General features: G+C 62.0%; 18 protein-coding genes and 1 pseudogene. 12 read left to right on the forward strand and 7 right to left on the reverse strand.

The features are described 5' to 3' along the window. Nucleotides 1-53 precede the first annotated feature (53 nt). On the reverse strand, nt 54-2105 hold the full coding sequence (locus tag M5C71_RS11755; protein ID WP_248767901.1) for a S9 family peptidase: 2052 nt from the start codon (nt 2103-2105) through the stop codon (nt 54-56). A gap of 98 nt (nt 2106-2203) precedes the next feature. On the opposite strand from M5C71_RS11755, the gene M5C71_RS11760 reads away from it, so the two are divergent. Genes M5C71_RS11760 through M5C71_RS11770 form a run of 3 tightly spaced genes read left to right on the forward strand, consistent with a single transcriptional unit; the run spans nt 2204 to nt 4049 of the window. Continuing rightward, a complete protein-coding gene (locus tag M5C71_RS11760; RefSeq protein WP_248745052.1) occupies nt 2204-2695 on the forward strand; it encodes an MFS transporter in 492 nt (163 codons plus the stop codon). A gap of 32 nt (nt 2696-2727) precedes the next feature. Next, nucleotides 2728-3504, forward strand: coding sequence for a class II glutamine amidotransferase (locus tag M5C71_RS11765; RefSeq protein ID WP_248767902.1), 777 nt, complete (start codon nt 2728-2730; stop codon nt 3502-3504). An 11-nt stretch (nt 3505-3515) separates the two neighbouring features. Beyond that, nucleotides 3516-4049: a DUF2937 family protein gene (locus M5C71_RS11770; protein WP_103498689.1), complete on the forward strand. Its 534-nt coding sequence runs from the start codon at nt 3516-3518 to the stop codon at nt 4047-4049. On the opposite strand, the gene M5C71_RS11775 is transcribed toward M5C71_RS11770, so the two are convergent. Further along, nucleotides 4043-4975: a LysR family transcriptional regulator gene (locus M5C71_RS11775; RefSeq protein WP_103498690.1), complete on the reverse strand. Its 933-nt coding sequence runs from the start codon at nt 4973-4975 to the stop codon at nt 4043-4045. The genes M5C71_RS11770 and M5C71_RS11775 overlap by 7 nt on opposite strands. A gap of 159 nt (nt 4976-5134) precedes the next feature. On the opposite strand from M5C71_RS11775, the gene M5C71_RS11780 reads away from it, so the two are divergent. From M5C71_RS11780 to M5C71_RS11795, 4 genes are all read left to right on the forward strand, one after another. Next, complete coding sequence (locus tag M5C71_RS11780; protein WP_103498691.1) at nt 5135-6421, forward strand: MFS transporter; 1287 nt, start codon at nt 5135-5137, stop codon at nt 6419-6421. Between the two features lie 63 nt (nt 6422-6484). Then, nucleotides 6485-7237, forward strand: coding sequence for a 5-oxoprolinase subunit PxpA (locus M5C71_RS11785; RefSeq protein ID WP_248767903.1), 753 nt, complete (start codon nt 6485-6487; stop codon nt 7235-7237). Beyond that, nucleotides 7234-7938 carry a 5-oxoprolinase subunit PxpB gene (gene pxpB / locus M5C71_RS11790; protein ID WP_248767904.1) on the forward strand — a complete coding sequence of 235 codons (705 nt, stop codon included), beginning with the start codon at nt 7234-7236 and terminating at the stop codon, nt 7936-7938. Before M5C71_RS11785 ends, pxpB begins: the two co-directional genes overlap by 4 nt. Then, nucleotides 7935-8852, forward strand: a complete 918-nt coding sequence (locus M5C71_RS11795; protein WP_152738305.1) for a biotin-dependent carboxyltransferase family protein — start codon at nt 7935-7937, stop codon at nt 8850-8852. The genes pxpB and M5C71_RS11795 overlap by 4 nt, the downstream gene beginning before the upstream one ends. Nucleotides 8853-8863: 11 nt before the next feature. Here M5C71_RS11795 and M5C71_RS33730 read toward each other — a convergent pair. From M5C71_RS33730 to M5C71_RS11810, 4 genes and pseudogenes are all read right to left on the reverse strand, one after another. Then, nucleotides 8864-8941 (reverse strand): annotated as a pseudogene (locus tag M5C71_RS33730) (outer membrane lipoprotein carrier protein LolA); the annotation flags it as partial. A 53-nt stretch (nt 8942-8994) separates the two neighbouring features. Next, the gene (locus M5C71_RS11800; protein ID WP_103498695.1) at nt 8995-10173 is read right to left on the reverse strand and encodes a VWA domain-containing protein; all 1179 of its coding nucleotides are present in this window, start codon (nt 10171-10173) and stop codon (nt 8995-8997) included. Nucleotides 10174-10208: 35 nt separating this feature from the next. Beyond that, nucleotides 10209-11054, reverse strand: coding sequence for a MoxR family ATPase (locus tag M5C71_RS11805; RefSeq protein ID WP_100938900.1), 846 nt, complete (start codon nt 11052-11054; stop codon nt 10209-10211). Nucleotides 11055-11195: 141 nt separating this feature from the next. Continuing rightward, on the reverse strand, nt 11196-12284 hold the full coding sequence (locus tag M5C71_RS11810; RefSeq protein ID WP_103498696.1) for a DUF748 domain-containing protein: 1089 nt from the start codon (nt 12282-12284) through the stop codon (nt 11196-11198). A 129-nt stretch (nt 12285-12413) separates the two neighbouring features. On the opposite strand from M5C71_RS11810, the gene cysK reads away from it, so the two are divergent. From cysK to M5C71_RS11825, 3 genes are all read left to right on the forward strand, one after another. Further along, on the forward strand, nt 12414-13388 hold the full coding sequence (cysK, locus tag M5C71_RS11815; protein WP_103498697.1) for a cysteine synthase A: 975 nt from the start codon (nt 12414-12416) through the stop codon (nt 13386-13388). A 234-nt stretch (nt 13389-13622) separates the two neighbouring features. Then, a complete protein-coding gene (locus M5C71_RS11820; RefSeq protein WP_103498698.1) occupies nt 13623-14561 on the forward strand; it encodes an aspartyl/asparaginyl beta-hydroxylase domain-containing protein in 939 nt (312 codons plus the stop codon). A 348-nt stretch (nt 14562-14909) separates the two neighbouring features. Beyond that, on the forward strand, nt 14910-15773 hold the full coding sequence (locus M5C71_RS11825) for a DMT family transporter (RefSeq protein WP_248767905.1): 864 nt from the start codon (nt 14910-14912) through the stop codon (nt 15771-15773). Between the two features lie 22 nt (nt 15774-15795). Here the strand turns inward: M5C71_RS11825 and M5C71_RS11830 are convergent, their stop codons facing one another. Beyond that, on the reverse strand, nt 15796-16707 hold the full coding sequence (locus tag M5C71_RS11830; RefSeq protein ID WP_177100017.1) for a DMT family transporter: 912 nt from the start codon (nt 16705-16707) through the stop codon (nt 15796-15798). A 144-nt stretch (nt 16708-16851) separates the two neighbouring features. Between M5C71_RS11830 and aceK the strand changes: the two genes are divergently transcribed. Both aceK and hrpA read left to right on the forward strand, forming a co-directional pair. Further along, nucleotides 16852-18573 (forward strand): bifunctional isocitrate dehydrogenase kinase/phosphatase, encoded by a 1722-nt coding sequence (aceK, locus tag M5C71_RS11835; RefSeq protein ID WP_248767906.1) that lies wholly within the window; start codon nt 16852-16854, stop codon nt 18571-18573. Nucleotides 18574-18670: 97 nt separating this feature from the next. Next, nucleotides 18671-22582: an ATP-dependent RNA helicase HrpA gene (gene hrpA, locus M5C71_RS11840; protein WP_248767907.1), complete on the forward strand. Its 3912-nt coding sequence runs from the start codon at nt 18671-18673 to the stop codon at nt 22580-22582. Nucleotides 22583-22748 lie beyond the last annotated feature (166 nt).

The following is a 22748-nucleotide window of genomic DNA, read 5'->3' on the forward strand; positions in this document are numbered from 1 at the left end:
GGCATTAAAGCCCGGCGGCCCAGGGTTAAGACAAGGGGGCCGGGCAGAGTTCCTCAGACCAGGCCGAGAACCTTGAACACGAAGGCGTATTCGAGGGCTACGTCACGTAATCCCTGATAACGACCGCTCATGCCACCATGGCCAGCGTCCAGTTCGGTCTTGAGCAAGAGTAGATGCTCGTCGGTTTTCGTGGCGCGCAGTTTCGCTACCCACTTGGCCGCTTCCCAGTATTGCACGCGACTGTCGTTGTAGCCGGCGATCACCAGGGCGGCCGGGTAGGCCTGGGCGCGGACGTTTTCATACGGTGCGTAGGCCTTGATCCGCGCGTACACCTCGGGCTCCTCGGGGTTGCCCCATTCGTCGTATTCGGTGACGGTCAGCGGCAGGTCCGGGTCGAGCATGGTGTTCAGCACATCGACGAACGGCACTTCGGCGATGGCGGCCTGGAACAGCTCCGGGCGCTGGTTGAGCACGGCACCGATCAACAGGCCGCCGGCACTGCCGCCGCTGATGGCCAGTTGTTTCGAGGTGGTCAGGCCTTCGGCGATCAGGTGCTCGGCGCAGGCGATAAAGTCGTCGAAGGTGTTCTGCTTGTGCGCCTGCTTGCCGGCGCGATACCAGGCTTCGCCCAGTTCGCCGCCGCCGCGCACATGGGCGATGGCGAAGGCCATGCCGCGCTCCAGCAGGCTCAGGCGGGCGTGGGAAAACCACGGATCGAGGCTTTCGCCGTAGGCGCCGTAGCCGTAGAGATAGAGCGGGGTGGCATGGCCTTGCAGTTCGCGCTTGACCACCAGGCTGATGGGCACCTGGGTGCCGTCCGCGGCGGTGGCCCAGAGACGCTGGCTGACGTAGGCATCGGGGTCGAAATCGCCCAGCACCGGGGTCTGCTTGAGGACGCTCTGTTCGCCGCTGGCCAGGGTCAGTTGGCGGATCTGGGCCGGCCGATTGAGGGCCTCGTAACGCAGGCGGATGGTCTGGCTGGTGAATTCCAGGCTGTCCTGCACATAGAGGCTGTAGGCGGCATCCGGCAGTTGCACGCGATAGCTCGGCAGGCCCTGGGGGCGCACCTCGATGATCGGCAAGCCACCTTCACGCAGGCTCAGGCACAGGGCCGAGGCGTTCAGGGTCAGGCCTTCGAGCATCACCTGGTCGTCGTGGGGCACCAGTAATTGCCAGTCGTCGCGGCCCGGCACACCGTGGTCCGGGGCATGAAACAGGGCGAAGTTGATGCCGTCCTGGTTGCTGCGGATAAACCAGCTCCACTGTTCCTGGTGCTGGCCGTGGTCGACGAAGTACTCGTGGCCTTCGACCCGTGGCGCCAGGCAGGTAAAGGCCTGGGTCGGGGTATCGGCGTCCAGGGCCCAGGCTTCGCTGGTGGTCTTGCTATTGAGCAGCACCACCAGTTGGCGTTCGGAACTGCTGCGGTAGCAGTGCAGGAAGAAGCGCCCATCGGCTTCGTGCAGGACTTCCTCGGCCGTGCTGTCGCCGAGGCGGTGGCGGTACAGCTTGTGGGGCCGATGGGTGTCGTCCAGTTCGGCAAAAAACAGCGTCTGGCTGTCGTTGGCCCAGGTCATGCTGCCATCGCAGTCCTCGAACGGCAGTTCGCTGACCGCGCCGCTGTCGAGCTCCTTGACGTACAGGCGATAGACTTCTTCGCCGCTGGTGTCGAGGCTGTAGGCCAGGCGTTGGTGATCCGGGCTGACGCTGAAGGCACCGAGGGAGAAGAAGCCGCCCTTGGCCAGTATGTTGGGGTCGAGCAGCAGGGTTTCGGCGCTTTCATCCACCGTCAGACTGCCATCGGCCGGACGCGGGCAGCGGTAATGCCGCGGGTATTCGTCGCCGGCGGTGGTGCGGGTGTAGTACAGGAACGGTCCCCAGGGCGAGGGCAGGGACAGGTCGGTTTCGAGAATCCGCGCCTTGATCTCCTCGAACAGGCTTTCGCGCAGTTTGCCTTGATCGGCCAGTTGCGCTTCCTGGTAGCTGTTTTCGGCCTTGAGGTAGTCGAGCACGGCATCGCTGTCGCGTTCCTGCAACCAGGCGTAAGGGTCCGCGCCCGCGTCGCGGCGGGCAATCGGGGCGCTGTTGACGTTGCTATCGAAGGACATGGGCAACTCTCTGTTGGCTGATCGCTGACGGCGGGGCAGCCGGACCGGCGAAAAGCCGTTATCATAAGCGTCTACTTGCCAGCCTTGCCATGGACACCATGACCGAGAACGACTATTTGATCGCCTGGGGCTGCTACGCCTTCGCCGCCTTGGGCTGCTTGTTGGTGTGGTTTCGCCTGACCCGCTGGATCTGGCGCTGGCTGCGGGAGCCGCTGCGGGTGGTGATGGCGGTGCTGCTGTTCAGCCCGACCATTATCGACCCGGTGAAGGAAAAATTCGCCCCGGCGGTGGCCATTACAGCCCTGGACCTGATGTTCAAGGTCGGCAACAACGCCTGGCGCGCGGTTTCCGATCTGTTCATGTACCTGATGATCGCCGTGGGCGTCTATCTGCTCTTCGCGCTGATCCGCTGGCCCATCGAGCGCTCCATCAAGGCCCGTCGCCCGCAGCCCGTTGCGGCTGGCACTGTCCCGGCGACCGAGCCCGAGGAAGACGATCAACCGTTCACCGCAGCCGAGCGCAACGAGCGTTTTGGCCGTCAGCCGCCGACCGGTGGCAATGGTCGCCCGCGGGTCGAACCGCGTCTGTAAGCGCGTCACTGCATTGAAGCGAGAGTCCGAGCATGTGTGAATTGTTGGGCATGAGCGCCAATGTACCGACCGATATCGTTTTCAGCTTTACCGGCCTGATGCAGCGTGGGGGGCGTACCGGCCCCCATCGTGACGGCTGGGGCATCGCCTTCTACGAAGGCCGTGGCTTGCGGCTGTTCCAGGACCCGGCGGCGAGCTGCGAGTCCGAGGTCGCGAACCTGGTGCAGCGTTACCCGATCAAGAGCGAAGTGGTGATCGGGCATATCCGCCAGGCCAATGTCGGCAAGGTCTGCCTGTCCAATACCCATCCCTTTGTCCGTGAACTGTGGGGCCGCAACTGGTGTTTCGCCCATAATGGCCAGTTGGCGGACTTCCAGCCGACGACCAGCTTTTATCGTCCGGTAGGCGATACCGACAGCGAAGCGGCCTTCTGCGACCTGCTCAACCGCGTGCGCCAGGCCTTTCCGGAGCCGGTGGACATCGAAGTGCTGCTGCCGTCCCTGGTCCAGGCTTGTGCCGAATATCGCGCTAAGGGCGTGTTCAACTGCCTGCTCAGCGACGGCGACTGGCTGTTCTGCTATTGCTCGACCAAGTTGGCGCAAATCACCCGGCGCGCGCCGTTCGGGCCGGCGCGGTTGAAGGATGTCGATGTGATCGTCGACTTCCAGGCCGAAACCACGCCCAATGACGTGGTGACGGTGATCGCCACCGAACCTTTGACCGAAAACGAAACCTGGACCCGCTACGAACCGGGCCAATGGAGTCTGTGGCGACGCGGTGAATGCGTCAGCCAGGGCCAAACCGAATAAGGAAGTCCGTTATGTGGTTGAGTTACCTGCGGCTGATTCTGTTTACCCTGGGGCTGTTGATCGGTGTCCAGGTACCGGGTTTTATCAATGACTACGCCAAGCGGGTTGAAGCGCACCTGATTGAAGCGCAGACCAACCTCCAGGGTTTCCAGAAGACCGCCGAGCAATTCTTCAACGGTGATCTGCAGGCCCTGGTGGCGCATTATCGCGCCAGTGACGATCCGGTGTTCCGCAGCGATGCCGACAGCCTCGGCAACTTGCTCACTCGTCAGCGCCTGCTGGACGACCAGTTCCAGGCGATGCAGGGGCCCTGGTACAAACGCGCGTTGCAGGTGGCGTATGCGGCCGATCCGGATATCCGCCAGGAAACCTTGCAGGGCTACACCTACCAGGTCCTGCTGTCGCCCGAGGCGATCGGCTGGGCGATGGGTGCGGCGCTGTTGTTCTCGTTCGTGATCGAAGGCTTCTTCCGCCTGGTGGATTGGGTGGTGCTGGGCGGCAAGCGCCAGCGTGAACGCCTGGCGCGGCGCGAACGAGGTTATTGACCGGGGAGGGCGGGCTTGCTCAGGACCACATACTGCTCGCCCATCTTGTCCGCATAGCTGTGCAAGACCTCCTGGCACAGCGCGACAATCTCCTCCACCAGCTCCACGCCGACCCGCCAGGACACCACCACTTCCAGGTTCGGCGGGCGGACGTCCAAGGCCAGCAAGGTCAACTCGCCGCGCATCAGCTCTTCGCGCACCAGCACCGACGGCAGGGCGCCGATACCGAAACCATCACGCAATAGCCGGGTAATCGCCGACACCGAGTTGACGCAGTTCAGCCGCGGCGTCGGCACGCCATGGACCTGCATCAGGCCCAGGATTTCCTGATGCGGCCGCGAGTTTTTCGAGAAGGTCACGATGCGCTCCCGGGCGATCTCGGCCAGGCTTGCGTATTCGCGGTTATAGATCGAGTTGCTGGCCACCACCCAGCCCATCGGGTGGCTGATCAGCTTCAGGCTGCGAATCGATTCCTGGCGCAACAGGTCGGTTTGCAGCACCAGGTCGAGAAAGCCTTTTTGCAGCTGATCACAGAGGTTCAGCGCGGTATCGGCCACCAGCTCGATTTCCACCAGCGGAAAACGATCCGACATCTGCGCCACCAACGGGCTGAGCCAGGTATGGATGACCGTGTCCATCACCCCGATGCGCAGGCGCCCGACCTTGGTTGAACTGATCTCGATGGCATGCTTGAGAGCCTGCATGGTGTCCATCATCTGCTCGGCATAGTCGAGCACCTTGAGCCCTTCGGGAGTCAGGCTGACGCCGCGTGAATCGCGCAGGAACAGCTTCACCCCGAGCTCACCTTCGAGCACCGCGATACGGCTGGAAATGGACGCCTGGGTGGTGAAGAGCTTGTCCGCCGTCAGGCGAAAGCTCTTCAGTCGTGCTACCCAGACGAAGGTCTCGAGAAATTTGAGGTTCATGCAATCAACTTTTTCTTATGCCAGGGCAGGACTTTAATTAGTTGGACGCAGAGGGCACGGCCAACGAAAAATGGCCTTCGACCGGTCAGGCACGATAAGCCTATGCCCCGCTGGTCGCCAGAACAATACCAATAAGTTTTATGCGGAGAACTTCCCCCCATGACTACGCCAGGCTCGCTGGACGTCACCCAAGCCGAGGGCCCACCCGGTCCTTTCACCTGGTATCGCAACCTCGATCAGCAGGAGCGTCGTACGTTCTGGAGTTGCAAGATCGGTTACGGCCTGGATGGCATGGACACCCAGATGCTCAGTTTCGTCATCCCGACGCTGATCGCCCTCTGGGGCCTCACCACCGGCCAGGCTGGGCTGATTTCCACCAGTACCCTGATTGCCTCGGCCCTTGGTGGCTGGATCGCCGGGATTCTCTCCGACCGCATCGGCCGGGTACGCACCCTGCAACTGACGGTGCTCTGGTTTGCCGTGTTCACCTTTCTCTGCGGCTTTGCCCAGAACTACCACCAGTTGCTGGTGGCCCGGACCTTGATGGGCTTCGGTTTCGGCGGGGAATGGACCGCCGGTGCGGTGCTGATGGGCGAGGTGATCCGCGCCAAGGATCGCGGCAAGGCGGTCGGCATGGTGCAATCGGGCTGGGCCCTGGGCTGGGGTTTGACCGCGATCCTCTATGCATTGTTGTTTTCCCTGCTGCCGCCCGAGGACGCCTGGCGTGCCCTGTTCGTATTGGGCATCGTGCCGGCGATCTTTGTGATTTTCGTTCGGCGCCTGGTCAAGGACCCGGAGGTCTATCGCCAGGCCAAGAACCAGGAAGCCCCGAGCAACCCGACGCACTTCTACGAGATCTTTGCCCCGGGCATGCTCAGTACGACCCTGCGGGCTTCCCTGTTGACCACCGGCGCGCTGGGTGGTTATTACGCCATCACCGCCTGGTTGCCGACCTATCTGAAGACCGAGCGCGGCCTGAGCGTACTCGGCACGGGCGGTTACCTGGCCATGGTGATCGCCGGTTCCTACATCGGTTATGTGATCAGCGCGTACCTGACCGATCTGCTGGGGCGCAAGAAGAACTTCATCCTGTTCGCCGTCGGCTCCTTCATTATCGTGCTGTTGTACACCCAGCTGCAGGTCAGCAACGAAGTCATGCTCTGGCTGGGCTTGCCCCTGGGCTTTTTCGCCTCGGGGATTTTCAGCGGCATGGGCGCGTTTCTCACCGAACTGTTCCCTACGCGGATTCGCGGTTCGGGCCAAGGTTTTTGCTACAACATCGGGCGGGCATTGGCGGCGTTTTTTCCGCTGCTGATCGGCCTGCTCAGCCAGAAAGTGTCCTTGAGCCTGGGGATCGGCGCTTTTGCCGCCGTGTCCTACGGCGTGGTAATTCTCGCGGCCCTGAGCCTGCCGGAAACCCGTGGCAAGGAACTCGAAGCGCAGTAATCTGTGGGTATTTGCGAAAAGTCCCACATTAAGAAAAGTTAAAAGCCCACAGGAGCAACCACCGTGAGCCGCTTGTTATTGAATTGCGATATCGGCGAAAGCTATGGCAACTGGACCATGGGTCTGGATGCGCAGGTCATGCCGTTTATCGATTGCGCCAATGTGGCCTGCGGTTATCACGCGGGCGATCCGAGCATCATGCGCAAGACGGTGACGCTGGCCCTGGCCAACGATGTGCGTATCGGGGCCCACCCGGCCTATCCCGATCTGGTGGGTTTCGGCCGCCGCTCCATGGCCTGCACGCCCCAGGAAATCCAGGATCTGCTGCATTACCAGATCGGCGCGCTGGACGGCATCTGCCGGGCGCAGGGCGCCCGGGTCAGTTACGTCAAGCCCCACGGCGCGATGTACAACGACATGATGGTCAATCCCGAGCAACTGCGGGCGGTGATCCAGGCGATTGCCGCCTACGGCGGGGACCTGCCGTTGATGCTGCTGGCGATGCGCGACAACAGCGCGGCCCAGGCCCTGGGCGATGAATACGGCGTCGAGTTGTGGTTCGAGGCTTTTGCCGATCGTGCCTACGACAGCGCCGGGCGCCTGGTCTCCCGGCAGTTGCCCGGTGCCGTGCATCACGAGCCTGAACGGATCGTCGAGCAGGCTCTGACCATTGCCCGTGGTGACAACCTTATCGCCAGCGATGGCAGTGCGCTGCGCCTGCAGGCCAATACCCTGTGCGTGCACGGCGACAACGCCAGTTCGGTGGCTGCGGTGCAGCGTATCCGCGAGGCCCTGGATCGGCAGCCTGCCGTATGAAGCCACGGATCGAAGTGGTCGGGATCGACTGTCTGATGGTGCGGCTGTTCGAGGTGATCGCCGAGGAAAACATGCCGTGGATGCTTGCCGCCGGTGAGCGTTTGCGGGCTGGATTTGCCGGGCACCTGATCGACCTGGTGCCGTCCTATACCACCTTGATGGTGCATTACGACCTGCTGGCGTTGAGCCCGTCCCAGGCCCGGGAACTGATTGCCGAGGCCTTGACCGACCTGACCCCGAGCACCGGGGCTGGCGGTCAATGCCATGTGTTGCCGGTGTGGTACGACCCGAGTGTCGGTCCGGAGCTGGGCTTGTTGGCCGAACGCAGCGGCTGGTCGGTCAGCGAAGTGATTCGCTGTCACAGCGAGCGCGAGTATCAAGTGTTCGCCTTGGGTTTTGCCCCGGGGTTCGCCTTTATGGGCTTGGTCGACGAACGACTGGCCGCGCCGCGGATCAGCACGCCGCGCAAGCGGGTGGCGGCGGGGAGCGTGGGCATTGCCGAGCGCCAGACCGCAGCTTACCCGGTGGTTTCCCCGGGGGGCTGGAACCTGATCGGGCGGACGCCGAGCAAACTGTTCGACCGTGAACGTGACGGTTATAGCCTGATGCAGCCGGGCGATACGGTGCGTTTTGCCGCGATCGATCATGCTGAATTCATTACGTTGGGCGGTGATGACACGCCATTGGAGGGCTTGGCATGAGCTATCTGTCGATCGAGGCGAGTACGCCTCTGTGCCTGTTGCAGGATGCGGGGCGGTTTGGCGTGCGTCATCTGGGCGTGACCCAGGGCGGCGCGTTGGATTGGGTATCGATGTTCTGGGCCAACCATCTGCTGGGCAACGCGCCGGACGCCGCGGTGGTGGAGGTGACCCTGGGCGGGCTGACGCTGGTGGCTGAGGAGGATTGCTGCCTGGCCCTGGCCGGTGCCGATCTCGGCGCGCGGGTGGATGGTCAGGCGTTGGCACCCTGGTGCAGTTTTGTCTTGAGGAAAGGCCAGCGTCTGCAATTGACGCAGCCGTTGTCGGGGGCGCGGGCGTATCTGGCGGCGCCGGGTGGTTTTATCGCGCCGCAGGTCCTTGGCAGTGCCGCTTGTGTGGTTCGTGAGGAACTCGGTGGGCTGGATGGTATGGGGCGGCCCTTGGCCAAGGGCGGGCGTTTGGAGTATCGCGGGGAGGCGTCGACGCCGAGAGGATTGTCAGGGGCGCAGGTGCCGGATTTCAGTTCCAGCGCGCCGTTGCAGGTGGTGCTCGGGGCGCAGATCGGTGAGTTCAGCGGGCAAAGTCTGTTCGATGCATTCAACAGTGTCTGGACCCTGGACAGTCGCGCCGATCGCATGGGGATTCGGCTGTTGGGGCCGGAGTTGAAGTATCAGGGCGAGCCGATGATCTCCGAGGGCATTCCCCTGGGAGCGATCCAGGTGCCGCCGGATGGGCAGCCGATTGTATTGCTCAACGACCGGCAGACCATTGGTGGTTATCCACGTTTGGGGGCGTTGACGCCATTGTCGCTGGCGCGATTGGCGCAATGTCTGCCAGGGACCCAGATCAGGCTGGCGCCGGTGGTGCAGGAGACGGCGCATCGGCAGCAGGTCGAATTCATGCGCCGGTTCGCCTGACACCGCCCCCCTGTAGGAGCGAGCTTGCTCGCGATGGTAGCCCAGGCACCGTGGGGGATCAGGTGCCCCGCGTCATCGTTAACGACCATCGCGAGCAAGCTCGCTCCTACAGGGATCGTGCGTCGGACCGGTCGATGCGGTTCTACTTGGACAGAAACCGCATTCCTTCCTCCAACCCGCGCAAGGTCAGCGGATACATCTGGTCCTCCACCAGATCCCGAACGATCCCGGTCGACGCGGTGTAATTCCAGGTGTCCTTCGGATACGGGTTGATCCAGACCAGTTTCTTGTACTTGGCCATGAAGCGTTGCATCCACACATAACCGGCTTCTTCGTTCCAGTGCTCGACGCTGCCACCGGCCTGGGTGATTTCATAGGGGGCCATGGCCGCATCGCCGACGAAAATCACTTTGTAGTCGGCCCCGTACTTGTGCAGCAGGTCCTGGGTCGACGTGCTTTCCGAACCCCGCCGCAGGTTGTTCTTCCACACCGATTCATAGATGAAGTTGTGGAAGTAGAAGTACTCCAGGTGCTTGAACTCGGTCTTGCAGGCCGAGAACAACTCCTCGCAGATCTTCACATGGGCGTCCATCGAGCCGCCGATATCGAACAACAGCAGCAACTTGATGGTGTTGCGTCGCTCCGGGCGCATCTGGATATTCAGCAATCCGGCATCGCGAGCGGTGTGGTCGATGGTGCCATCGATATCCAGTTCTTCCGCCGCGCCCTGGCGCGCGAACTTGCGCAGGCGACGCAAGGCGATCTTGATATTGCGCGTGCCCAGTTCGACCTGGTCGTCGAGGTTCTTGTACTCGCGCTGGTCCCAGACCTTGACCGCCTTGCCCTGGCGCTGGCCGGCGTCGCCGACGCGAATGCCTTCGGGGTTGAAACCGCCCGAGCCGAATGGGCTGGTACCGCCGGTGCCGATCCATTTGTTGCCGCCGGCGTGGCGTTCCTTCTGTTCTTCCAGGCGCTTCTTGAATTCCTCGATCAGCTTGTCCAGGCCGCCGAGGGACTGGATCTGCGCGCGTTCCTCGGCGCTCAGCGAGCGTTCGAATTCCTTGCGCAACCATTCTTCGGGAATCAAGGCCTGAAGGTGATCGTCGAGTTTTTCCAGGCCATTGAAGTAGGCGCCGAAAGCCCGGTCGAATTTGTCGAAATGCCGCTCGTCCTTCACCAGGATCGCCCGGGCGAGGTAGTAGAACTCGTCCATGTCGGCGAAGGTCACGCGCTGTTTCAGTGCGTTGATCAGATCGAGCAGTTCGCGCACCGACACCGGAACCTTGGCGGCGCGCATTTCATTGAACAGGTTGAGCAGCATGGCAATCGCCCCCGCTTTTGTTGAAAAAAGCGAACTCAGCGGCTGCCGCGACGGCTCATGAAGGCCAGGCGCTCAAGCAGTTGCACGTCCTGTTCGTTCTTCACCAGGGCACCGGCCAGGGGCGGAATGGCCTTGGTCGGATCACGCTCGCGCAGCACCGCTTCGCCGATATTGTCGGCCATCAGCAGTTTCAGCCAGTCCACCAGTTCCGAGGTCGAGGGCTTTTTCTTCAGGCCCGGGACCTTGCGCACGTCGAAGAACACGTCGAGGGCTTCGCTGACCAGGTCCTTCTTGATGTTCGGATAATGCACGTCGACGATCTTCTGCAGGGTGACGCGGTCCGGGAAGGCGATGTAGTGGAAGAAGCAGCGGCGCAGGAAGGCGTCCGGCAGTTCTTTCTCGTTGTTGGAGGTGATGATGATGATCGGGCGTTTTTTCGCCTTGATGGTTTCATCGATCTCGTAGACGTAGAACTCCATCTTGTCGAGTTCTTGCAGCAGGTCGTTGGGGAACTCGATGTCGGCCTTGTCGATTTCGTCGATCAGCAGGATCACCCGCTCTTCGGATTCGAAGGCTTCCCACAGCTTGCCCTTTTTCAGGTAATTGCGAACGTCGTGGACCTTTTCGTTGCCCAGCTGCGAGTCGCGCAGGCGGCTGACCGCGTCGTACTCGTAGAGACCCTGGTGCGCCTTGGTGGTGGACTTGATGTGCCAGGTGATCAGCTTGGCGCCAAAGGATTCGGCCAGTTGCTCGGCCAGCATGGTCTTGCCGGTGCCGGGTTCGCCCTTGACCAGCAGCGGACGCTCCAGGGTGATGGCGGCATTCACGGCCAGCTTCAGGTCATCGGTGGCAACGTAGGCCTGGGTGCCTTCGAACTTCATCTGCAATTCCTCGGACGATAACGCCGGCCGGTTTGGGGCGGGCGGAAAAAAAATCATCCCTGACTATAACGCGGCGCCCGGTCGAGTGTGAACGCAGACGGCTTATTCAGTCTCTGAATGGGGCGTCAGATCCTGACCCGGTCAGGGCTTCTGGCCAGTCGTCGGCTGCGGTTGTTCGTAACGAGCATTGAAGGCCTGGATAAATCCGTTGTGCAAGATCTGCAAAAAGGCCTGGAACGCGCTGATATCCTGCTGGTGAACGCTGCCACTGAGTTCCACGCGGGTGGCGAACTGGTTTTTCTGCTGGTTCTTCAACAGGGTTTCGCCGGTACCGACGAGAGCCTCCCACACCGAGCGCAAGATGCTCTTGTCCGGGTTCTCGACGTCCTGTTGCCAGTTGAATACCTCGACATCATGCAGCAATGGCTTGATATAGCCGGTGAGCTGGCCTTTATGGGCCTGGGCCTCGATCACCAGGTCGCCGCTGCCGGCGTTGAAATCGAATTTGCCGTAGGCCGAAGCGAAGTCGTTGACGCGCCGCAATTCAATGCCAGTGGCCCGCAGGCGGAATTCGAAATCCTCGAAATTGCTCAGCGGATCGAAGGTGGCGTTGGTTTCCAGGGGCGCTTGCCCGAGCAACAAGGCCTTGCCCTCGAAACGGGCGTCGCGGTGGTCCTTGAGGTCGACGACGTTGGTCAGGTTGTAGAGGTTGGCATTGACCTGGGTGGCCTGCAGGTTGACCACCGGTTTGGAATTGAAGTTACGGAAGGTGATATGCCCGTCAGTGATGCGCACCTCATTGAGGGTGATGGGCAGCAGTTTGCCCAACTGAGCCCGCCAGTCGGTGCCTTGACCGGTCTGGGATGCCTGTTTGTTGTTGGCGCCGCCGTCGACGAAGTTCAGTTCCGGTTTGACGAACAGCACCTGTGCCACCACCGCATGGTTTTCCCACAGGGATTTCCAGCTCACCGACAGGTCGATCAATGGCGCCTTGACGAACGGCACGGGCACCTTGCCGGTGACCTTGACGATCTCCAGGCCGTTGATCTTGTAGGCGCCGCGCCACAGGGCCAGGTCGACATCCGTCACCTGGCCGCGGTAATCGCCCATATCGGCGAGTTTTTCATTCAAATAGTGACGCACCAGGGAAGGCAGGGCCAGGTCCAGGACCACCAGCAGCAGGGCCAGGCTCGCCAGTCCCCACAATGGCCAGCTGTAACGACGTTTCATGGTGGTGTCCCGAAGGTTGTCTATAGGCGATGGACCCCCGGCAACGCTATACGTTCGCCATGACTGGACGCCCGCCAGCTCGGGGCATACCCTTGAAAGCCAACTCACCGTTGCCCAAAGGACCCCGTCATGAGCCGTATTTTCGCCGACAACGCCCATTCCATCGGTAATACGCCCCTGGTTCAGATCAACCGTATCGCGCCTCGGGGTGTGACGATCCTGGCCAAGATCGAAGGGCGTAACCCAGGCTATTCGGTGAAATGCCGGATCGGCGCCAATATGATCTGGGACGCGGAAAGCAGCGGAAAATTGAAGCCGGGCATGACCATTGTCGAACCGACTTCCGGCAATACCGGCATCGGCCTGGCCTTCGTCGCCGCCGCCCGGGGCTACAAGCTGCTGCTGACCATGCCGTCCTCCATGAGCCTGGAACGGCGCAAGGTGCTCAAGGCGCTGGGCGCCGAGCTGGTGTTGACCGAGCCGGCCAAGGGCATGAAAGGCGCGATCGAAAAGGCCACGGAGATTGTTGCCAGCAATCCGGCCCTGTACTTCATGCCGGCGCAGTTCGACAACCCGGCCAACCCGGCCATTCATGAAAAGACCACCGGCCCGGAAATCTGGAACGATACCGACGGCGCGGTGGATGTGCTGGTGGCCGGTGTCGGCACCGGCGGGACCATTACCGGGGTTTCCCGTTATATCAAGCTGACCAAACACAAGCCGATCCTCTCGGTGGCGGTGGAGCCGGCCACCTCGCCGGTGATCAGCCAGACCCTGGCCGGGGCCGAGGTCAAGCCCAGCCCGCACAAGATCCAGGGCATCGGCGCCGGTTTCGTGCCGAAAAACCTCGATCTGGCGATGGTCGACCGGGTGGAGCTGGTCACCGATGAGGAGTCCAAGGCCATGGCCCTGCGGCTGATGCGGGAAGAGGGGATTCTGTGCGGGATTTCCTGCGGCGCGGCTATGGCCGTTGCCGTGCGGCTGGCGCAGACGCCGGAAATGCAGGGCAAGACCATCGTGGTGGTGTTGCCGGACTCCGGTGAACGTTACCTGTCGAGCATGCTGTTCAGCGATCTGTTCAGCGAGCAGGAAATTCAGCAGTAAGCCGGGTAGCGGCGCTTCAGGCTTGGAGGACAGGGCAAAATCCGCTGATCTGGATCAGCTACCGTTCAGCGGTTTCCTGTTAAACAGGTGCTTTATTGCCGGATCGGCAACGTTGAATCTGTGAAGGCATGGGTTTTTCCCGGCGCCGGTAATGTTTATCATGGCCGGCTGCCACGTCGGGTGAGTCAAGTTGTACAGGCCACGCGTGCGTTGCCCATTTTCGAGGAGTGTTGAATGACCTTTTCCTTTGCCGCCAAGGCCGCAGTCCTGCTGCTGTTCCTGGGCAGTACGCTTTACGTGCATCTGCGCGGCAAGGCGCGGTTGCCCCTGTTGCGCCAATTCGTCAACCATTCCGCCGCGTTCGCGCCGTACAACGCCTTGATGTACCTGTTTTCCAGCGTACCGTCCAAGCCTTACCTGGACCGCAGCAAGTTTCCCGAGCTGGATGTGCTCAAGGACAACTGGGAAGTGATCCGCGAAGAGGCCATGCATCTGTTTGATGAGGGCTATATCCGCGCCGCCGAGAAGAACAACGACGCCGGTTTCGGCTCGTTCTTCAAGAAGGGCTGGAAGCGTTTCTATCTCAAGTGGTACGACAAGGCCCTGCCGTCGGCCGAACTGCTCTGCCCGAAAACCGTGGCACTGGTGAACTCGATCCCCAACGTCAAGGGCGCGATGTTCGCCCTGTTGCCGGGTGGCAGTCACCTCAACCCGCACCGTGACCCGTTTGCCGGTTCCCTGCGTTATCACCTGGGGTTGTCCACGCCGAACTCCGACGATTGCCGGATTTTCGTCGATGGTCAGGTCTACGCCTGGCGCGACGGTGAAGACGTGATGTTCGACGAGACCTACGTGCACTGGGTCAAGAATGAAACCGAGCAGACCCGGGTTATTCTGTTCTGCGATATCGAGCGTCCGCTGAGCAGCCGCTTCATGACTGCGGTCAACCGCCGGGTCAGCGCCTTCCTCGGCCGCGCCACCGCGCCGCAGAACCTCGATGATGAGCGGGTCGGCGGGATCAACCAGGCTTATGCCTGGAGCAAGCGCTTCAGCGATAGCATCAGCGGTGTGGTCAAGCGTTTCAAGCGTGCCAATCCGAAGGCTTATCGCGCCATGCGCCCAGTGCTGGCGGTGGTGGTGTTCGCCGCCCTCGGCTATTGGCTGTTCGGCTGACCTGTTGCAATTGCGACCGGGCGCTGGTTATAGTCGGCGCTCGGTGTTTCAACCGATTCACCTCCCTCAGCAAAAGATCAGCCCATGCCGGTTTCCTTTCTCAATGCGGTAGTCGATTCAGCGCTCAACGCTGTGGTCGTGCCGTGCGGGAACCAACAGCCTGCGCAGATCAGTCATTACCCCCCACCTGTCAGTAGCACGCCGGTGTACGCAGTCGTATCACCGCCGGATGTTGGCGTTTCGGGCTGATCAGCAGCGTTTGCTGTTCCCCTGTGCCCGCCTGAAAAAAACTACTGAATGTTCAGCCTTGGGCTGAATCGGCTTTTGCCTGAATCACGGGTGGTATCCATGTTGGCTTTTTCCAAACAATCCGCAACCGCGGCGGCCTCGACGACTCTGTTTGTCCTGCTCTGGAGTAGTGGGGCGATTTTCTCCAAGTGGGGCTTGGCGCATGCTTCGCCGTTCGCTTTTCTGTTGATCCGTTTTTCCATCGCCCTGTTGGGGTTGGTGGTGTTGGTGCCATTGCTCAAGTTCAAGCTGCCGCGGATGGGCAAGCCGTTGTTCTACGCGGCGGTGACCGGGCTGGTGCTGCTGGGGGCCTATCAGATTTTCTATCTGCTGGCCCTGGACCTGAAGGTCACGCCCGGGGTCATGGCGACGATCATGGGGGTACAGCCGATCCTGACCGCGGTGCTGATGGAGCGGCAGCGTTCCTGGAGCCGGATGTTCGGCTTGGGGCTGGGGTTGGCGGGGCTGATCCTGGTGGTTTACCAGGGGATCGGTTTGGCCGGGATGTCCCTGGCCGGGATGCTGTTCGGATTGTTGGCCCTGGCCAGCATGACCTTGGGCTCGATCATGCAGAAACGTATCACCGATAACCCTCTGGGCACGCTGCCGGTGCAGTATCTGGCCGGGTTACTGCTGTGCGGGGCTTTCGTACCGTTCCAGCCGTTCCACTTTGAAACCGGCAGCGGTTTTATCCTGCCGGTGCTGTGGATGGGGCTGGTGGTCTCGGTGCTGGCGACCTTGTTGCTGTATCGGCTGATTGCCCGGGGGAATCTGGTCAATGTCACCAGCCTGTTCTACCTGGTGCCGGCGGTGACGGCGGTGATGGATTACCTGATCTTCGGTAATCGCTTGGCGGCGCTGAGCATGCTGGGGATGGGGCTGATTATCGTCGGGTTGGTGTTCGTGTTTCGCAAGAGCGCCTGACGGCAGCCCATACACCACGACATTAGCGGTCAGCCACACTGACCGCTTTCAAGGCTGCCCCTGGCTTCAACACCAGCCAAAGGGCCAGCGCAATCAACACCCCGCCATACACATGGGCCATCGACAGTGGCTCGTCGAGAAACAGCGCCCCCCATAACACCCCGAACGCCGGGATCATGAAGGTCACGGTCATCGATTTGACCGGGCCGATATCGCTGATCAGTTTGAAATACATGATGTAGGCAAACGCCGTACACACCAGGCCCAACCCCAGCAGCGACAGCCAGACACTTATCCCGCCCCAGTTGGCCGGCGGATGGGTGATGGCGCTGTAGCCGAAGAACGGCAGGATCACCAGGGTCGCGCCGAACATGCTGCCCATGGCCGAAAGCCGTGGATCGAGGCCGCCTTGATGGTCGAGCCAGCGACGGGTCAGGAAACCGGCGAAGCCGTAACTGGTGGTGGCCAGCAGGCACGCCGCAGCCCCCATCAGCAATTCCAGGTTGAAGGTCACCGGCCCCGCACGGGTCAGTACCGCCACCCCGAACAACCCGAGGAAGATCCCCACCAGCTTGTTCAGGCTCAGTTTTTCATGGAAGAACAAGCCGCCAATCAGCACGCCCATCAGCGGGGTGGTGGCGTTGAAGATCGACGAATAGCCGGCCGGCAGCACTTGCGCCGCCACCGAATACAGTGTCGCCGGCAACCCGGAGTTGATCACGCCGAGCATCAGGCAGACCTTGAACTTGCCTTTGAAGTCCCAGTTGACGCGCATCAGCGTGAGGATCACCAGCAAGCCGACAGCGGCAATCGAAACACGGAAAAAGGCGGTGGGAAAGGCCCCGAGCACCGGAGCAATGATCCGCATGAACAGGAAACTGGCGCCCCAGACGGCGGCCAGCATGAACATGCGCAGAATATCGACGGGTCTCACGGTGGCTTCCTTGGCAGGGTAGGGCGGGCAAGTGTCACCGCATGTAACTGGCAAGGCAATGGTTGCGTTGCCCGAGGGTTGGCCTCTAAGCTCAAGCGAGTCGCGAACAGAACAACTTCGAACAAACAGCGCAGGGGTTCCACTATGCCGCAGCCATGGCCGGCCGCTGATATCGCCCGCATGATCCTCGATGGCTTCGATGATTACCGCGAGCACTTTCGCCAGATCACCGATGGTGCCCGCAGCCGTTTCGAAGGCGCGCGCTGGCAGGAAGCGCAGGTGGCTTCGGCGGCGCGGATCAATCTGTATGAAGAAAAGGTCGGCGAGGTCAACGCCCGGCTGCGCGCCGGTTTCGATGAAAGTACCTTGCTCGATGTCACGCTCTGGCCCCTGGTGAAAAGCGCCTATATCAGCCTGATCGACCTGCGTTTCGACGATGAGCTGGCGGAGACCTGGTACAACTCGACCTTTTGCGGCCTGTTCAGCCACGACCTGATCAGCGACGGCTGCATGTTTATCCACACCACCCGGCCCTCCCTACGCCGGGCGCGAGCGGCGCAGACCCGGATCTATCGGCCCCAGGGCGAATTGTCCGGCATGCTCGAACAGATCTTCGCCGACTACAGCTTCAGCGAGGCCTACGCCGATTTGCCGGGAGACCTGCGGCGCCTGGAAGCCCGGTTGCGGGAGAACCTGCCGGACTGGGTGTGTAAGGACCCGGAGTTGGGCGTCGAACTGTTCTCCTCGGTGCTCTACCGCAACAAGGGCGCCTACCTGGTGGGGCGCATCTACACCCATGATGAACAATGGCCGTTGGTGATTCCGTTGTTGCACCGCGAAGGACATGGCATCCAGATCGACGCGCTGATCACTGACGAAGCCGAGGTGTCGATCATCTTTTCCTTCACCCGCTCCTATTTCATGGTGGATGTGCCGGTGCCGGCGGAGTTCGTCGGCTTTCTCAAGCGCATTCTGCCGGGCAAGCATATTGCCGAGCTGTACACCTCCATCGGTTTCTACAAGCACGGCAAGTCCGAGTTCTACCGGGCACTGATCAATCACCTGGCCAACACCGACGACCGTTTCATCATGGCCCCGGGCGTGCGCGGCATGGTCATGAGCGTGTTTACCCTGCCGGGCTTCAACACCGTGTTCAAGATCATCAAGGACCGCTTTTCACCGTCGAAGAACGTCGACCGCGCCACAGTGATCGAAAAGTACCGTCTGGTGAAAAGCGTCGACCGGGTCGGGCGCATGGCCGACACCCAGGAGTTCGCCGACTTCCGCTTTCCCTTGAGCAAGTTCGAGCCGGCGTGCCTGGAAGAGTTGCTGGAGGTGGCCGCGTCCACGGTGCAGGTCGAAGGAGACACGGTGCTGATTCGCCACTGCTGGACCGAACGGCGCATGACCCCGCTGAACCTGTACCTGGAAAATGCCAATGACGCCCAGGTTCGCGAGGCGCTGGAGGATTATGGCCAGGCGATCAAGCAACTGGCGGCGGCGAATATCTTTCCCGGCGACATGCTGCTGAAGAACTTCGGCGTCACCCGCCATGGCCGTGTGGTGTTCTACGACTACGACGAAATCTGCTTCCTCACCGAGGCCAACTTCCGGCACATTCCCGCGCCGCGTACGCCCGAGGATGAAATGGCCTCGGAGCCCTGGTATTCCATCGGGCCACTGGACGTGTTCCCCGAGGAGTTCCCGCCCTTCCTGTTTGCCGACATGGCGCAGCGCCGACTGTTCGACCAGTTGCATGGCGAGTTGTACAACGCCGACTACTGGAAAGGCCTGCAAGAGGCGATTCGGGCGGGCAAGGTGATCGACGTGTTTCCCTATCGGCGCAAGGATTGGAGCAACGAATAACCCGTTGGGGTGGTTCGGCAACGCAGTTGGCATCATTTTTCGGCGCAAATCTGCGACAATCCGCGCCTGCCTAAAATAGACGACCTTTGCGTACCTGATGACTGACGAATCGCCCGCTATCGACCAGCTGCTGAAAAACCTCGACCAGGCCATGATTGCCGACCGCCACCGGTTGCGGCGGCAGTTGCTCGAGTTGCGCAAAAAGCCCGACGAAAGCAAGTTGGCCCAGTGGGTCGAGCGGATGCAGGCGTCCTGCGCCCAGGTCACGGCCCGGGCCAAGAGCGTGCCGTTGATTCGTTATGACGACAGCCTGCCCATCGCCGCCAAGCGTGACGAGATCAAGGAAGCGTTGCTCAAGCACCAGGTGCTGATCATCGCCGGCGAAACCGGCTCGGGTAAAACCACCCAGTTGCCGAAGATCTGCCTGGAAATCGGCCGTGGCCAGCATGGTCTGATCGGCCACACCCAGCCACGCCGGATCGCCGCGCGCAGTGTCGCGAGCCGGGTCGCCGACGAGTTGGCCACGCCCCTGGGCGCACTGGTCGGTTATCAGGTGCGCTTCGAGGACCAGAGCGAGGCCAATACCCTGGTCAAGCTGATGACCGACGGTATCCTCCTGGCGGAAACCCAGAACGACCGCTACCTGGAACGCTACGACACGATCATCGTCGACGAGGCCCACGAGCGCAGCCTGAATATCGATTTCCTGCTGGGCTACCTGAAAACCCTGCTGCCCCGGCGCCCGGACCTGAAGGTCATCATCACCTCGGCGACCATCGACCTGGAGCGATTTTCCAAACACTTCAACGATGCACCCATTGTCGAAGTGTCCGGACGGACTTTCCCGGTGGACACCTGGTATCGCCCGTTGACCTCGCAACAGGATGAAGAGGGCAACAGCGTCGAGGAAGACTTGAGCGTCGACCAGGCGATTATCGCCACCCTCGACGAGATCGCCGCCTTCGAGCGCAGCGAGCGCAAGAGCCCGGGCGATGTGCTGGTGTTCCTGCCCGGCGAGCGGGAGATTCGCGACGCCGCGGACATGCTGCGCAAGGCCCAGCTCAAGCACACTGAAATCCTTCCTTTATATGCGCGCCTGTCGCCGGCCGAGCAGCAACGGATTTTCCAGTCCCATCCGGGGCGCAGGGTCGTGCTGGCGACCAACGTCGCGGAAACCTCGCTGACCGTGCCGGGTATCCGTTATGTGATCGACAGCGGTACGGCACGCATCAGCCGCTACAGCTACCGCGCCAAGGTCCAGCGCCTGCCGATCGAAGCGGTGTCCCAGGCCAGCGCCAACCAGCGCAAGGGCCGTTGCGGCCGGGTCGAGCCGGGTATCTGCATTCGCCTGTACAGCGAGGACGACTTCAACGGCCGTCCGGAATTTACCGACCCGGAGATCCTGCGCACCAACCTTGCGGCGGTGATCCTGCAGATGCTGCACCTGCGGCTCGGTGAAATCACGGCGTTTCCGTTTATCGAACCGCCGGACGGCAAGGCCATCAGTGACGGTTTCAACCTGCTGCAGGAGCTCTCGGCGGTCACCCGCGAGAACCAGCTGACCCCGTTGGGCCGTCAACTGGCGCGCCTGCCGGTGGACCCGCGCATGGGTCGCATGTTGCTGGAGGCGGCCACCCTCGGCAGTCTGCAGGAAGTGTTGATCGTCGCCAGCGCCATGTCGGTGCAGGACCCGCGTGAGCGTCCGCCCGAGCGCCAGCAGGCCGCCGACCAGGCCCACGCGCAGTGGAAGGACGTGGATTCGGATTTCGCCGGGTTGATCAATGTCTGGCGCGGTTTCGAGGAACAGCGCCAGGCCCTCGGCGCCAGTGCGTTGCGCAATTGGTGCCGGAAGAATTTCCTCAATTACCTGCGGATGCGCGAATGGCGTGATTCCCATCGGCAATTGGGCCTGATCTGCCGCGACCTGCAGTTGAGCGTCAACAAGGAGCCAGCGGACTATCCCAAGCTGCACAAGGCGGTGTTGTCCGGGTTGCTCAGCCAGATCGGCCAGAAGACCGAAGACGGCGACTACCTGGGCGCCCGCCAGCGGCGTTTCTGGGTCCACCCGTCCTCGGGCCTGGGCCGCAAGCGTCCGCAATGGCTGATGGCCGCCGAACTGGTGGAAACCACCAAGCTCTATGCGCGGATGGTCGCCAAGATCGAGCCGGACTGGATCGAGCCCCTGGCCGGGCACCTGATCAAGAAGAACCACTTCGAGCCCCATTGGGAGAAGAAGCGCGGCCAGGTCGTGGCCTTCGAGCAGATCACCCTGTTCGGCCTGATCGTGGTCGGCCGCCGTCCGGTGCACTTCGGTCCCATCGAGCCGGTCGCTTCCCGCGAGCTGTTTATCCGCGAAGGCTTGGTGCGCGGCGAGATTCAATCGAAAGCCCGGTGCCTGAGCGCCAACCAGCAATTGCTCGAACAACTCGACGAGCTGGAGGCCAAGGCCCGCCGTCGCGATATCCTGGCCGATGAAGAAACCCTGTTCGCCTTCTACGACGCGCGCCTGCCGGCGGAGATTCACCAGACCGCGACCTTCGACAGCTGGTACCGGGTCAACAGCCAGAAAGACCCGCAACTGTTGATCATGCGCGAAGAGGATGTGCTCGCCCGCGAAGCCAGTGAAGTCACCGCCGCGCACTATCCGGATACCCTGCACCTGGGCGACCTGGCCCTGGCCTTGAGTTATCACTTCGAGCCCAACCATCCGCGTGATGGCGTCACCCTGCGGGTGCCGGCGCCGCTGCTGCCGGCCTTGCCCGGCGAGCGTCTGGAGTGGCTGGTGCCGGGGGTGATCGAAGCCAAGTGCATCGCCCTGGTGCGCAACCTGCCCAAGGCCTTGCGCAAGAACTTCGTGCCGGTGCCGGATTTCGTCAAGGCGGCGTTGCAACGGATCGAGTTTGCCGAGGGCTCCTTGCCCCAGACCCTGGGCCGCGAGCTGCTGCGCATGACCGGCGCGCGGGTCAGCGATGAAGCCTGGGCCGAAGCGGCGCAGCAGGTGGAAAGCCACCTGCGGATGAACCTGGAAATCGTCGACGCCCAGGGCAAGTTCCTCGGCGAAGGTCGTGATCTGGCCGAGCTGACGGCGCGCTTTGCCGAAGCCAGCCAGGCGGCCCTGGCCGTGCCGCAGACGGCGAAAAGCCAGCAGCCGGTGCAGGCGAAGGAATTCGCCGCGGTGGCCCAGAGCACCCAGCAGAAGATCGCCGGCCTGTCGATGACGGTATACCCGGCGCTGGTTGAAGAGGGCGGTACGGTCAAGGAAGGGCGTTTCTCCACCCCGGCCGAAGCCGAGTTCCAGCATCGCCGGGCCTTGCAGCGCCTGCTGCTGCAGCAGTTGGCCGAGCCGGCGAAATTTCTTCGTGGCAAGCTGCCGGGCCTGACCGAACTGGGTTTGCTCTATCGCGAACTGGGTCGGGTCGAGGCGCTGGTCGAAGATATCCTGCTGGCGAGCCTCGACAGCTGCGTGCTGGACGGTGAGGACAACCTGCCGCGCGATGGCGTCGGGCTGGCGTCCCTGGCCGAACGCAAGCGCGGTGCCTGGACCGAGCATGCCGAACGCCTGGCGCGCCTGACGTTGGAGACCCTCAAGCTCTGGCACGGTCTGCAAAAACGCTTCAAGGGCAAGATCGACCTGGCCCAGGCAGTGGCACTCAATGACATCAAGCAGCAACTGAGCCAGCTGGTTTATCCCGGTTTCGTCCGGCAGACGCCGGGTGTCTGGCTCAAGGAGTTGCCGCGCTACCTCAAGGCCATTGAGCTGCGCCTGGAAAAACTGCCGTCACAAGTGCAGAAGGACCGGGTCTGGAGCACCGAACTGGCGGGGCTTTGGGCCCAGTACCAGGCGCGCGCGGCCAAGCATGCCCAGGAAGGCAAGCGCGATCCGCAACTGGAGCTGTATCGCTGGTGGCTGGAAGAGTATCGGGTGTCGCTGTTTGCCCAGCAGTTGGGGACCAAGGCACCGATTTCGGACAAGCGCCTGAGCAAGCAGTGGAGCCAGGTGGAAGCCTGATGCAGGTTTTTATGGCCGGGCTCCCAGGGGCCCGGTTGTGCTCCTTTGATCTCGGCCCTAGGGCCAAATCCCAATGTTTATGGCACACTTGTCGGCTATAAATGCCGATTCCATGGTTTGAGCGCTGCTTGCCCGACCGGGACGGAAGAAAACGACTCCAGGCCCT

This window comes from Pseudomonas sp. MWU12-2345 (genome assembly GCF_023242385.1).
Lineage (GTDB): Bacteria > Pseudomonadota > Gammaproteobacteria > Pseudomonadales > Pseudomonadaceae > Aquipseudomonas > Aquipseudomonas gingeri_D.

What these genes read in the sequence shown, in the direction of transcription:
- M5C71_RS11755 (WP_248767901.1), bottom strand. Translation starts at nt 2,105, where the DNA reads ATGTCCTTCGATAGCAACGTCAACAGCGCCCCGATTGCCCGCCGCGAC.
- M5C71_RS11760 (WP_248745052.1), top strand. Translation starts at nt 2,204, where the DNA reads ATGACCGAGAACGACTATTTGATCGCCTGGGGCTGCTACGCCTTCGCC.
- M5C71_RS11765 (WP_248767902.1), top strand. Translation starts at nt 2,728, where the DNA reads ATGTGTGAATTGTTGGGCATGAGCGCCAATGTACCGACCGATATCGTT.
- M5C71_RS11770 (WP_103498689.1), top strand. Translation starts at nt 3,516, where the DNA reads ATGTGGTTGAGTTACCTGCGGCTGATTCTGTTTACCCTGGGGCTGTTG.
- M5C71_RS11775 (WP_103498690.1), bottom strand. Translation starts at nt 4,975, where the DNA reads ATGAACCTCAAATTTCTCGAGACCTTCGTCTGGGTAGCACGACTGAAG.
- M5C71_RS11780 (WP_103498691.1), top strand. Translation starts at nt 5,135, where the DNA reads ATGACTACGCCAGGCTCGCTGGACGTCACCCAAGCCGAGGGCCCACCC.
- pxpB (WP_248767904.1), top strand. Translation starts at nt 7,234, where the DNA reads ATGAAGCCACGGATCGAAGTGGTCGGGATCGACTGTCTGATGGTGCGG.
- M5C71_RS11795 (WP_152738305.1), top strand. Translation starts at nt 7,935, where the DNA reads ATGAGCTATCTGTCGATCGAGGCGAGTACGCCTCTGTGCCTGTTGCAG.
- M5C71_RS11800 (WP_103498695.1), bottom strand. Translation starts at nt 10,173, where the DNA reads ATGCTGCTCAACCTGTTCAATGAAATGCGCGCCGCCAAGGTTCCGGTG.
- M5C71_RS11805 (WP_100938900.1), bottom strand. Translation starts at nt 11,054, where the DNA reads ATGAAGTTCGAAGGCACCCAGGCCTACGTTGCCACCGATGACCTGAAG.
- M5C71_RS11810 (WP_103498696.1), bottom strand. Translation starts at nt 12,284, where the DNA reads ATGAAACGTCGTTACAGCTGGCCATTGTGGGGACTGGCGAGCCTGGCC.
- cysK (WP_103498697.1), top strand. Translation starts at nt 12,414, where the DNA reads ATGAGCCGTATTTTCGCCGACAACGCCCATTCCATCGGTAATACGCCC.
- M5C71_RS11820 (WP_103498698.1), top strand. Translation starts at nt 13,623, where the DNA reads ATGACCTTTTCCTTTGCCGCCAAGGCCGCAGTCCTGCTGCTGTTCCTG.
- M5C71_RS11825 (WP_248767905.1), top strand. Translation starts at nt 14,910, where the DNA reads ATGTTGGCTTTTTCCAAACAATCCGCAACCGCGGCGGCCTCGACGACT.
- aceK (WP_248767906.1), top strand. Translation starts at nt 16,852, where the DNA reads ATGCCGCAGCCATGGCCGGCCGCTGATATCGCCCGCATGATCCTCGAT.
- hrpA (WP_248767907.1), top strand. Translation starts at nt 18,671, where the DNA reads ATGACTGACGAATCGCCCGCTATCGACCAGCTGCTGAAAAACCTCGAC.